Annotated in this window: 9 protein-coding genes and 1 pseudogene; 5 read left to right on the top strand and 5 right to left on the bottom strand. The window is 68.9% G+C overall.

Annotated elements, in window-relative coordinates; all coding sequences use genetic code 11:
- Positions 1-820: AbrB family transcriptional regulator (locus ACXAID_RS23700; RefSeq protein WP_475024627.1), on the bottom strand; the 820-nt coding region annotated here is incomplete at its 3' end.
- Between the two features lie 99 nt (positions 821-919).
- Between ACXAID_RS23700 and ACXAID_RS23695 the strand changes: the two genes are divergently transcribed.
- A complete protein-coding gene (locus ACXAID_RS23695) occupies positions 920-2,518 on the top strand; it encodes a phospho-sugar mutase (RefSeq protein ID WP_475024626.1) in 1,599 nt (532 codons plus the stop codon).
- Positions 2,519-2,603: 85 nt separating this feature from the next.
- Here the strand turns inward: ACXAID_RS23695 and ACXAID_RS23690 are convergent, their stop codons facing one another.
- The 3 genes from ACXAID_RS23690 to ACXAID_RS23680 all read right to left on the bottom strand — a co-directional run bounded on the left by ACXAID_RS23690 (position 2,604) and on the right by ACXAID_RS23680 (position 8,246).
- Positions 2,604-3,590 (bottom strand): glycyl-radical enzyme activating protein, encoded by a 987-nt coding sequence (locus ACXAID_RS23690; protein WP_475024625.1) that lies wholly within the window; start codon positions 3,588-3,590, stop codon positions 2,604-2,606.
- Entirely contained in the window at positions 3,580-6,609 is a 3,030-nt protein-coding gene (locus ACXAID_RS23685) for a pyruvate formate lyase family protein (protein WP_475024624.1), read from the bottom strand. Before ACXAID_RS23685 ends, ACXAID_RS23690 begins: the two co-directional genes overlap by 11 nt.
- A gap of 236 nt (positions 6,610-6,845) precedes the next feature.
- Positions 6,846-8,246, bottom strand: a complete 1,401-nt coding sequence (locus ACXAID_RS23680; RefSeq protein WP_475024623.1) for a cation:dicarboxylate symporter family transporter — start codon at positions 8,244-8,246, stop codon at positions 6,846-6,848.
- 135 nt (positions 8,247-8,381) lie between these two features.
- On the opposite strand from ACXAID_RS23680, the gene ACXAID_RS23675 reads away from it, so the two are divergent.
- The gene (locus ACXAID_RS23675; RefSeq protein WP_475024628.1) at positions 8,382-9,896 is read left to right on the top strand and encodes a sensor histidine kinase; all 1,515 of its coding nucleotides are present in this window, start codon (positions 8,382-8,384) and stop codon (positions 9,894-9,896) included.
- Positions 9,893-10,585 (top strand): annotated as a pseudogene (locus tag ACXAID_RS23670) (response regulator). The gene ACXAID_RS23675 and the pseudogene ACXAID_RS23670 overlap by 4 nt, the downstream one beginning before the upstream one ends.
- An 88-nt stretch (positions 10,586-10,673) precedes the next feature.
- Here the strand turns inward: ACXAID_RS23670 and upp are convergent.
- Positions 10,674-11,297, bottom strand: a complete 624-nt coding sequence (gene upp / locus ACXAID_RS23665) for a uracil phosphoribosyltransferase (protein ID WP_475024622.1) — start codon at positions 11,295-11,297, stop codon at positions 10,674-10,676.
- 201 nt (positions 11,298-11,498) lie between these two features.
- Here upp and ACXAID_RS23660 point away from each other — a divergent pair, with 201 nt between their 5' ends.
- Together ACXAID_RS23660 and ACXAID_RS23655 are read left to right on the top strand one after the other, a co-directional pair.
- On the top strand, positions 11,499-11,726 hold the full coding sequence (locus ACXAID_RS23660; protein WP_475024621.1) for a hypothetical protein: 228 nt from the start codon (positions 11,499-11,501) through the stop codon (positions 11,724-11,726).
- Positions 11,727-11,826: 100 nt separating this feature from the next.
- Entirely contained in the window at positions 11,827-12,132 is a 306-nt protein-coding gene (locus ACXAID_RS23655) for a type VII secretion target (protein WP_475024620.1), read from the top strand.
- Positions 12,133-12,270: the final 138 nt, after the last annotated feature.

The following is a 12,270-nucleotide window of genomic DNA, read 5'->3' as shown; positions in this document are numbered from 1 at the left end:
GCGCGAGCGCGGCGGGCAGCAGCCGGCCGACCGCCCGCAACGACTCCCGGGTGAACGCCAGCCCGGCCTGCCACCCGATCAGCATGTAGCCCGCCTGCACCAGCAGCGCCGGCACCGACAAACCGAACGACAGCCCGCTGACCTCCAGCGCCACCGTCAGCGCGAGCGGGCCGAGCAGCCCGGCACCGGGCAGCCGGATCAGCCGGCCCAACGTCGAACCGGCCAGCACCAGCGCGACGAGCATGCCGAGGCTGAGGTACCACGGCGCCGCCGGCGCGGCGCCGGGGTCGGTGACCGTGCGCGCCGCCCGGTCGGAGTGGTAGACGACGGTGACCAGGACGGGCATCGACGCGGTGATCAGGCCGACCCGCAGATACTGCAGCACCGCGACGACGCGGACGTCGGCGCCGAGCTCGCGGGCGATGGCCACCAGCCCGGAGGCGCCACCGGCGACCAGCGACAACGATCCGGTCACCGGGGTGACGTCGCGGCGCAGCCCCAGCAGCGCGCCGGCCCCGACGCTGAGCAGCAGCGTCGCGACCGCGATTCCGAGCACGACCGCCCAGTCGTCGCCCAGCGCGGCCAGCGCGTCGTCCTGCACCATCGTGCCGATGTAGACGCCCAGCGTCCCCTGGGCGGCGAGGCCGAGACGGCGCGGCACACCGGCGGGGCCCAGCGCCAGCAGCGCCAGCACGATCGCCACCACCAGCGCCGCGAACAGCGCCGCCGAGGGCACGCCGAGCAGCGCGAGTGCAACGGTGGCCCCGGCTGTGACCGCCAGGAGCACCGCCCACCTGAGTAGCTGCCGCGTCCACTTCATCTCTCGGGCACAAGTATGGACAGCCGCACCCGGGACGGCACCTGGACCGGTCGGCGCACGGGGTCGCCCGTAGCGCCGGTTTCGTGGTGGGGTGAGCTCATGACGCGTTGGCCGCCGCAGGTGCGGGACTGGGTAGCCCACGACCCGGACCCCGGCTCGGCCGCCGAACTGTCGGCGTGCACCGACGACGAACTCGCCGACAGGTTCGCCCACCCCCTGACGTTCGGCACCGCGGGCCTGCGCGGCCCGCTGCGCGCCGGGCCGAACGGGATGAACCTCGCGGTCGTGCTGCGCGCAACGGCCGGGGTGGCGCGGGTCCTCGCCAACCGGTCGCTGGGCGGCGGACACGTCGTCGTCGGCTACGACGCCCGGCACCGGTCCGCCGAGTTCGGCCGTGCTGCCGCAGAGGTGTTCGCCGCCGAGGGCTTCCCGGTGACGCTGATGTTCACCGCGGTGCCCACCCCGGTCGTGGCCTATGCGGTACGCGAGCTGGGCGCCGCGGCCGGGGTGCAGATCACCGCATCGCACAACCCGCCCACCGACAACGGCTACAAGGTGTATTTCCCCGGCGGGCTGCAGATAGTCTCCCCCACCGACCGCGACATCGAGCGCGCCATCGCGGCCGCGCCGCCCGCCGACCAGATCGGCCGCGGCCCCGTCGCCGCCTCCGGAGCCGTGCAGCTGCGCCACTACCTCGAACGTGCCGCCGCGGTGCGCCGCACCGCCGGCTCGGTGCGGGTGGCACTGACCCCGATGCACGGCGTCGGCGGTGAGTACGCGCTCGACGCGCTGGCCCTGGCCGGATTCGGCGATGTGCACGTCGTCGCCGACCAGTTCGCCCCGGACCCGGACTTCCCCACCGTCGCCTTCCCCAACCCCGAGGAACCCGGTGCCGCCGACGCGCTGCTGACCCTGGCCGCAGACGTCGACGCACAGGTCGCGATCGCGCTGGATCCCGACGCCGACCGGTGCGCCGTCGGGGCGCCGGCACCGGCCGGCTGGCGGATGCTCACCGGCGACGAGACCGGCTGGCTGCTCGGCGACTACCTGCTCTCCAGGTGCGCGGATCCGGCGTCGGCGGTGGTGGCCAGCACGGTGGTGTCCTCGCGCATGCTGGCGCGGATCGCGGCGTTCCACGGCGCCCGCCACGTCGAGACGCTGACCGGCTTCAAGTGGCTGGCCCGCGCCGACGAGCAGGTGCCCGGCACGCTGCTCTATGCCTACGAGGAGGCGATCGGCCACTGCGTGGACCCCGCCGCGGTGCGGGACAAGGACGGCATCAGCGCCGCGGTTCTGATGTGCGACATGGTGGTTGCGCTGCGCGAGCGCGGCCTGACGGTGTTCGATGCGCTCGACGCCCTGGCCCGCCGCCACGGTGTGCACACCACGACGGCGCTCACCCGGCGGGTGCCGTCACCGCAGGCGGCGGCCGAACTGATGAGCCGGTTGCGCGCCGATCCGCCGGAACGGCTGGCGGGCTTTCCGGTGTCGACGGCGGACCTGCAGCCGGCCACCGACGCACTGGTGTTCACCGCCGCCGAGGACCGGGCGTCGGTGCGGGTCGTGGTGCGCCCGTCGGGAACCGAGCCGAAACTGAAGTCCTACATCGAGGTTCGCTGCGAGGGGGAGCTGGCCGTGGCGCGCAGCCGGGCAGACGAGCTGATGGCCGCGGTGGCCGCCGACGTCGCCACCTGGTGACCCCCATTCCCCCACACCCGCCGAAATGGCATTCCGGCAGCGAAAGTGCGAGTGCGGGCCTGCTGGAATGCCAGTTCGGCGGAGCTCAGCCGGTGGTCACCTCGACACCGTGGTCGCGGTAGATCTTCGACAGCTCCTCGATCCGCGCCTTGGGGTACAGACCCCGCGGCGCCTGCAGGTCGATCAGTCCCCCACCGACACCGAGCTTGGGGTACTTCTCGGCCCACAGCGGATTGCTCTTCAACACCACCGTGCGGGTCACGCCGTGCTCGGCGTAGAACCGGGCCAGGTCTGCGATGTTCTCGTCGGTGTCGGTGACGTCCGGGATCAGCGGTGTGCGGGGAACCACGGTGAACCCGCCCGACTCCGACATCCGGTGCAGCCGCACGAAGTTCTCCAGGATGGTGTCGTTGGAGGTGCCGCAATAGCGCCGGTGCTGGTCGCGGTCGACGATCTTGAGGTCGAAATAGATCATGTCGGTGTGCGGCAGGATCGCGGCCGCGAAGTCCTCGAACCGGAACCGGCCGTTCGTCTCGATCAGGGTGTGCAGCCCCTGCGCCTTGAACCGGGCCAGCAGCGACGAGGTGAAGTCGGTGAACAGCGTCGGCTCACCGCCGGAGAGGGTGACACCCCCGCCGGAGGCGACGATGAACGTCTTGTAGCGCAGCACCTCGTCGACCAACTCGTCGACCCCGGCCGACCGGCCCACCGCCGAAAGCGCCTTCGTCGGGCAGACATCCACGCACTGCAGACAGGTGGTGCAGGCCTGCCGGTCGACCAGCACGGGCGCCTGCCCGGCCGAGACATCACCGGCGCGCAGCGCGCCGGCCGGACACGCCGGCAGACACTCCCGACATCCGATGCACGCACCCTGGTCGAAGGACAGTTCATTGCGCCGGCGCTTGCTCTCCGGGTTGTGGCACCACGCGCAGTTCAGGTTGCATCCCTTGAGGAAGATCACCGACCGGATACCCGGGCCGTCCTCGAGCGAATTGTGCTTCAGCGAAAACACATAGGGCACCCGCCGACCCACCCCCGGGTCGGCGTCGGCCGTGCGCACGTCAGATGACAAACTCGGTCCTGCCCAAGATCTCCAGCTGCAGATCCCGCTGCATGCGCGTGTAGTAGCCGGTGTACCCGGACACCCGCACGATCAGATCGGGATAGAACTGCGGGTGTGCCATCGCGTCGCGCAGCGTGTCGCTGTCGACCATGTTGAACTGGACCTGCATGCCGCCGTTGACGAAGTAGGCCTGCACGTAGCTTGCGATGTGGTCGACGTTCTGCTTGTGGGAGTCCTTGTTGGAGAACGACAACCGGACATTCAGGGTGTAGTTGTTGTCGCAGGTCAGCGGATCGATGCTGGCGACGTCGTTGAACGTGTCCAGCGGATTCTTCGATGCGGCCGGGTTCGGGGTGAGACCCGAGGTGAACGGGGTGCCGGCCAGGCGCCCGGACGGGGAGGCCCCCGACACCCGCCCGTAGACGGTGTGGTTGTTGTTGGTGCGGTACCCGGTGCTGTAGTGCCCGCCGCGGCCGTTGTCCTGACCGTGCAGGAAATCGGCCACCATGCGGGTTATCCGGCCCACCATCTCGCGGCCGGCCGGATCACCGGAGCCGAACTTCGGGACCCGGTTCATGATGTGGGCGTGCATCACCTCGTAGCCCTCGAAGTTCGCGTCGATGGCATCGCGCAACTGGCCCAGGGTGAACTTGTGCTCGTCGAACACCACCTGTTTGATCGCCAGCAGCGAGTCGGTGACGTCCGAGAGGGCGATGAAGGCCGCACCCGAGGAGTTGTACCGGGCGCCGCCGTGGGTCATGCCGCGGCCCGACGGGATGCAGTCCTCGAGGGTCACCGAGTACAGCGGGGCGGGCATGATCTGCTGCTGGGTCCGCAGGATCTGATGCGACGCCTCGATCGCCTCGTGGTAGATGAACCGGAACTGGGTCTCGAAGGCCGCGAAGAACTCCTCGAACGTCGCGAAGGAGTCGAGTTCGCCGGTCTTGGGACCGAAGTCCCACCGGGCGGTCGGGTGGTAGCCGTTGTACAGGGCCATGGTCAGCGGCACCATCAGGTTGGAGTCCAGGTCCCCGGTCGAGGCGAAATGCTTGCCGTGGATCACCGGTTCGACACATCCGCACGGCACCCACTCCCGGGCGTCCTCGACCTTCCAGCCGTGCTGGCACAACGAGTCGATGATCGCCTTGTCGTTGTGGATCGACGGCGTCCCGCTGGTGATGTAGTTCAGCTCGGCCACCCGGCGGATGTAGTCGGTGCTGTTGACGCCCACCATGTATCGCGCGTCCATGTCGGGGTCGTCCAGCGACAGCATCTCGGCGACCTTCAGCACGATGTAGGTCATGTCGTTGACCGCGTCGGTGCCGTCAGCGGCGACGCCGCCCACGCACACCGAGGCGACGCCCGGAGCGCCCGAGTTCTGCCACGAGGCGATGGTCGCCGCGGCGATCCGATGGCTGGTGAAGCGCAGGAACAGGCATCCGACCAGCTCGATGGCCTGCTTGATGTAGGCGTCGTGCTGATCGCCGGGCAGCTTCGCCAGGTCGGACTCGAAATACGGCTGCAGGATCTGGTCGAGGCGCCCGACGGTGATGTCGTCGTCCATGCTGTCCAGGCTCAGCGCGATGAACATGATCCACATCGACTGGACCGCTTCGTGCAGGGTCTGGGCCGCAGCGCCGGGCACCCGTAACAGGTTGGCGTGGATGGTGTTCAGTTCCGCCGCCCGGACCGGGTCGCTCTCCTGAGCCGCCTGTCCGGCGACCATGTCCGCCAGGTTGCGGGTGTAGGCGAGCACACCGTCGATGGACGCCAGCATCGCCTCCCAGGTGTTCATCCGGTCCTGGTCGACCTGCTCGGCTCCGGCTGCCGAATCACTTTGCGCAGCCATGTTTTCGACGATCTCGTCGCGCATGCTGTGCAGGCCCTCACGGACCACCCGCTCGAAGCCGGGGCTGCCGGGATTCAGCGAGTTGAGGCTCCACAGGTTGAAACAGAACATCCGGTCGTTGATCTTCGCCGACAGCGGATAGAAGTTCTGTTGCTTCCACACCTGCACCAGGTGTTTGTCCATCCAGAACGGGAAGACGTAGCGGTGCAGTGTTTCCCGGGTTTCGTCGCCGATGTGGAAGGGGTCGAGTTCCCGGTCGGCGAGGGTGGTCATCTCACCCCAGATCGACCAGCCCACGGTGTAGGGCTGCTGGACGGATCCGCAGATCGGATTGGGCGTGATGGTGCCGGCCAGCAGCCCGCCCTCGCGCAGCAGCGGTTCCTTGTGCTGCATCAGGTATTCGAAGGCACGCGCGGTACGCAGGGTGGGATCCCAGGGCGATCCGTCGGGTCGGGTCTCGAAACCGTTGGCCACGTAGAAGTCGGTCAGCAACTTGCCCTGCTCGGCGGTCACCTCCGGCATGGTGTCGTAGTGCTGCCGGCGGAACTTCGCCAGCCGCGGAAAGTCCTCCAGCACATACTCCGACAGGAAGGGCTCGCGCAGATACTTCACGCCCGGGTCGACGTTCTCCCCGCGAAGCCGGCCCCGCACCCGGTGGACCTGCATGTCGCGCTGCGGCTCACCGGCTTCGGCGGCGGCGTCGAGCGCGGCCTGCTGGTGCTTGTCGATCTGCTCCCGGTAGGCCTGCACATCCTCGGTGCGGCTCAACAGCGAGGTCAGGTAGCTGACGTATCCGAACACCGCGGGGTTGCCTTCCAGGCGCACCCGGCTGGCCAGGAACATCCTGATCGCCTCGTCGTGGTCGGCGGTGACGTAGGCGGCGAACTCCTGAGCCGAATCGAAGACCAGGGTGGCACCGGCGTCGGCGCGGCAGATCCCCCGCAGCACTGTGAACGTCGCATCGGCGATCTCGATCGAGCACGCGATCGCATCGTCTTCGGTCCTGATCGCGACGACCGCATCGATCGGACCGAGTACCCCGGTCATCTCCCGGTTGAGCACCGGATCGGTGTTGAGCGCGTCGGCGATGCCGCTCAACGTCGCATACAGCAGTTCCTCGGCATCGTCGGAATCGGCGCCCCGGGAGCGTCCACCCACAGTGTTGCTGTAGTTCTTCATCCGCTTCTCACACCTTCTTCAGTTGTCGTCGCCGTGGGCAACCTCGGATACGCCTGGCCGCAGCCCGCACCGGCACAACGTAGCTGCGCATCGCGGGCGACCGGCAGCGCCGAGGGCCCCTGATTCCGGGGACCTAGGGCCCTAGCCGCGCCGGACCCACACCGAGCAACTCCCAGCCCCCTGATGCCGGGGACCCAGGACCGCAGCGAGGTCGCCGTGCTCGTCATGCGTCGGCGTCAGCAGGCCGGGGCAGGCGCTGGTGCTGGCTCCGCGCTGCTGTCGGCGCGCTCATCGAACATGTCCAGCTCGTCGAACGGCGCATCGCCACACAACACCGCGTCCATCCGGGCCCGGTCGAGCGTGTTGGTCCATGCCGCGATGCACACCGTGGCCACCACATTTCCGGTGAAATTCGTTGCCGTGCGGACCTGGCACATGAACCAGTCGATTCCGACAAGCAGGCCGACCCCTTCGACCAGGTCCGGGTGGTCCACCTGCAATCCGCCGGCCAGCGTTGCGAGGCCGGCGGACGCGACGCCCGTAGTGCCCTTGGACACAAGGACCATCACCAGCAGCAAGCTGACCTGGGCGCTGATCGACATCGGCTTGCCGAGCGCGTCGGCGATGAACACCGCGGCCATGGTGATGTAGATGGCGGTGCCGGCGAGGTTGAATGCGAATCCGGTCGGCACGACGACACTCACGGTGCTGCGCTCGATTCCGAGGTGCTCCATTTTCGGGATCAGGCGCGGCATGGCGGCGTTCGACGAGGACGTCGCGAAGCACAACATGTACTCGCGTGCCAGATACTGCATGAGACGGACGATCGAGACGCCGCCCGTCACCCGCACCAGTACGCCGAGCACACCGAACACGAATACCGCGCAGGTCAGGTAGAAGGCCACCAGAAGCGTGAGCAGCTCAGTGAGCGCGCCCCATCCGGACTGTCCGACCACGCTGGCAATCGCGCCGAACGCCCCGATCGGGGCCAGCCACAGGATCATGGCGAGCACCTTGAACACCAGTGTCTGGAGGTGCTCGATGCCGCGCAGGATCGGCTGACCGGCCGAGCCCATCGCCTGCAGAGCGAAGCCGGAAAGCAGTGCCACGAACACGACCTGCAATACATCGCCGCTGGTGAGCGACGAGAAGAACGATGTCGGGATGATCTGCGCGACGAATCCGGTGACGCCTCCCGAGGTCTGCGCAGTGTCGGCGAGGCCGGCTGCCGCGTGAGCCTGACTGCCCGACAGGGTGACGTGCATGCCGGATCCGAGCTTGAACAGGTCATCGACGACGATGCCCAGTGCCAGGGCGAATGTCGACACCACCAGGAAGTAAGCCAGGGCCAGCCCTCCGACCTTGCCGACCGTGGCGGCATTGCGTACCGATCCGATACCCAATGCAATGGTGCAGAAGACGATCGGGGCGATCATCATCGCGACAAGGTGGACGAACGTCGTGCCCAGAACTCCGAGCGCCGCGCCCGCGTGCGGCGCCAGGCCGCCAACGGCGGCACCCGCGGCGACGCCGACGACCACTCCGATGTAGAGGTAGTGGCTCCGGTCGCGTTGTCGACGAGGACGGAAAGTGCGGTCAGTTGCCTCACTAGTCTCACGGTTGCCCGCGGTATTCATTTGAACCTCAGGTTCACGAGTGGATCTGTTCTGACACGATGTTCTGCGTACACAGCGGGCGTGTCACGGTTTTGTTCGTAAAGTTCACAGGAGACATCGTTGGCGCTCAGGGGACCCAGCACGCTGGCCGGTCAGATGGTTGCCCTACTGATCGCCGTCGTTGCGGTCGTGATACTCGGCGGCAGTGTGCTCGCGGCCGTCGAGGATCGTCGCCACAGCATCGCCGCGGCGCGTGCGGAGACGGTCGGGATCGCCACGGCGCTCGCCGAGGCGCCCTCCACCGCCGCCGCCCTCGAATCACCATGGGTGACTGAGGCTCTACAGCCGCTGACCGAGAGGATTCAGTCCCAGGCCGGCATCGAATCCGTCTCGGTCGTAGGCCGCGACGGCACCAGACTCACCGACAGCGATCCGCACCGGATCGGCACGAAGTACCCGGATTCGGTGGCACCGGCGCTGGCGGGCGAAACGTTGACCGGGGTCCGTCCCGGGGGGCTGGCTCCGGTGGTGCATGCCGTGGTACCGGTGCGCAACGACGCAGGCGAGATCCTCGGCCTGGTGTCCGCGGGCGTCGCTCCGGAGACGCTGGCCGGCAGGTGGCACGCTCACGTCGCGAAGATCGGCACGCTCGGCGCAGGTGCGCTGGCGCTGTCCTTCCTCGGCGCCTGGGCGATCCACCGGCGTCTCATGCATCAGACCCACGGCCTGCGGCCCGACGAGCTGCGCCTGATGTACGAGAATTACGACGCCATCCTGCACTCGGTGACCGAGGGCCTTGTGGTGCTGGACCGCAACGAGGTCGGCCTGGTCAACGGCGAAGCACGCCGCCTGTTGGGACTGCCGGCCGGACCAGTGCGTCGCTCGGATCTCCCAGCGTTTCTGCGCGCCGACGACCCCGGTGTACGCGACGAGGTGCATGTGACCGACGACCGGGTGCTCGTGGTGAACCGGTCCACTGTCTCCGGTACCGGCTCGGAGGTCGTCACGATCCGGGACCGCACCGAATTGCAGGGCGCGCTGGGCGAACTCAGTTCGCTGAAGATCCTCACGGACTCCCTGCGCGCACAGGCCCACGAATCTGCCAACAGGCTGCACACTGTCATCACGATGGTGGAGATGGGCCGCCCCGAGGACGCCGTGCGGTTCGCGACCCACGAACTCGAACTCTCCCAGCACCTGGTGGATCGGCTGTCGGCGGCGGTGGGCGAACCGGCTCTGGTGGCACTGCTGCTCGGAAAAGTTGCACAGGCCGACGAGCGAGGTGTCGCATTGACCATCACGGAGGACACTCAACTGCCTTCCGACGCCGACAGTGTGCCGTTGAGCGGGCAGGAGATGGTCACCGTGGTAGGCAACCTGATCGACAACGCGCTCGACGCCTGCGATCGTGACGATCCCTGGGTGGAGGTCACCGTCAACCAGGACGACCGCCGGCTGCTCATCAGGGTCGCCGACAGCGGACCCGGCATGGACGAGCTGACCTTCGCCAAGGCCATGCAGCGCGGCTACTCGACCAAGACGGCCGCCGGCGACGACCACCGCGGCCTCGGACTCGCGCTGGTGGCGCAGGTGATCGCGCGCCACGGGGGCACCCTGACAACCGACGACGGCGTCGGCTCGGTGGTGACGGCCAGATTCGGGCGGACATGACCGAGATCTCGGTGCTGATCGTCGAGGACGACCCATTGATCGCCGAGGCACATCGCACGTATGTTGGCCGGCTGCAAGGCTTCACAGTTGCCGCGGTGGCCGCCACGGCGCGCGAGGCGATGCGCGTCGCATCGGAGGCCGCCGCCGAGGGCGACCCGGTCGGTCTGGTACTGCTGGACCTCGGGCTGCCCGATTCCAGCGGGATCGCCTTGGCGTCGTCGCTGTCAACGCTGCGCCCCGCACCCGATATCATCGCGATCACCGCGCAACGGGACATGCAGATGGTGCGCGCAGCGGTCGGACACGGTGCGCTCGCATACCTACTGAAACCGTTCACGTTCGCAGCATTCCGTGATCGCCTCGAACGGTAGGCCCGCTATCGCGCGGCACTTCCGACCGGCGCCGACGCCGCCAGCCAGGCCGAGGTGGACCGCGCGCTGGCCGAGTTGAGGGTGCCTGAGAAGGCGGGAACGGCCAAGGGTGCGGCGCCGCACACGACAGACGGTATCGCCCGGGCGGTGCGTGACGAACCGGACGGTCTGACCGCCGAGGAGGCAGCCAGGCACGTCGGGGTGTCGCGCGTGACGGCGTGGCGCTACCTGGAGCGGTTGGCCGACGACGGCATCGTTGATCGCCACACGGTCTACGGCAACGCCGGCCGGCCGAGAACCCGATACCGGTGGCGGTGATCGGGCGCGGTCGCGAGCGACCAGCGCATCCCGGACACCGTCGGTGGCCCGTGAAGGTATGTGGTCTCCGGCCGCGGCGGGCCGAGATTCAGCGCGGGCCGAACTGGCGATCGCCGGCGTCGCCGAGACCGGGGACGATGTAGGCGATGTCGTTGAGCCCCGAATCGATCGTCGCGGTGATCAACCGGATCTCGGGAGCCGTTTTCTCCAGCGCGGCAATACCTTCGGGCGCGGCCACCACGCAGATCACGGTGATGTCGACGGCGTCGCGGGCGTAGAGCAACTCGAGGGTGTGCACCATCGATCCGCCGGTGGCCAGCATCGGGTCGAGCACCATGACCGGCTGGGTACTCAGATCACCGGGCAGCGACTCCAGGTACGGCATCGGCTGATGGGTGTCCTCGTTGCGGGCAACGCCGACGAACCCGACCCGGGCCTCGGGGATCAACGCGTGGGCCTGCTCGACCATGCCGAGCCCGGCACGCAGCACCGGAACCAGCAGCGGCGGCTTGGCCAGCCGCGCACCGGCCGTCTCGGCCAGCGGGGTACGCACCGCGATGGTGTCGGTCTCGAGCTCGCGGGTGGCCTCGTAGACGAGCATCATCGTCAGGTCGCCCAGCGCGGCGCGGAACGCGGCATTGTCGGTGCGCTCGTCGCGCAGGGTGGTCAGCCGCGCAGCGGCCAGCGGGTGGTCGACGACGCGCACATCCATGGATTCCGACCTTAGCCCGTTCTGCACCGGTGTTGCCGCCTGACCGGCCCGGACGTCGCCGCGTCCCCCGATCGGCGGAGCGCAGGTTCCTCCGCTGCATGGTCCGTTCAACCGACTGACCCGCCGCAGCGGTCGCGGCACAGTAATGGTGTCGGCGCAGACGCCGGCCAAAAGATTGAGGAACTCTCAGTAGGAGAACCCATGAACAGCACCCTCACCCGTCGAATCGGCCGGTACATCGCGATCCCGGCAGTCAGTCTGGGAATCCTGGCCGGCGGAGGTGCGGCCGCCGCGGCGGTGGCGAATGCCGCGCCCCCGCCGCCGAACCACCCCGGACCGGTTGCCACGGTCGTCGGACCGCCCGCTCCGCACCCGCCGGTTCTGGCGCCGCATCCGGGGCCACCGCCGCCGCCCCCGCCGCGGATCTGAGGTCCCGGCCGCACCAGGTGTGCCCCCGCCGCAACGGCGGGGGCACACCTGATCGCACACCGGGTGGAACCGACAGCGGCCTCGCGGCGTCGTAATTCATATGACCGTCCGCCTGTCCGCCGACACCGACGCCGTCCGCGCCTACGGTTCCGCGTCCGCGGGGCATGCGGCCGACCTGCAGGCAGCCGCAGCCCGGCTGGGCCACGTCGGCTCCGACGCGGCCGCATTCGGTCCGGTCGGCGCGGCCTTCCTGGCCGCGCTGAGCCGCGCCGTGGCGCGTGAGACCGACACCCTCGGCGGGCTGAGCCGCACATTGACCGAGTCGATGGTCGCCGCGCACCTGTCAGCGCAGGCCTACGAGGTCGCCGACGGAGCCGCCGGAGACCGCATCGCCGGCGGCTGGTGATGCCGACCGGGCTGGTCGACAGCCTGGCCGCGCCGATCCGGCGGCTGCAGGCGCTGGTCGGGCCGGGCTGGTCGGCCGACCCCGCAGCCGACCCGGCGACTGCGCTGGGCGACGTGCGGGCCGTGCTGGCCGATACCG

Source organism: Mycobacterium sp. ABE4_509, assembly GCF_056160785.1.
The sequence above is the reverse complement of the archived record's forward strand: the minus strand, read 5'-3'. Positions and strand labels throughout refer to the sequence as shown.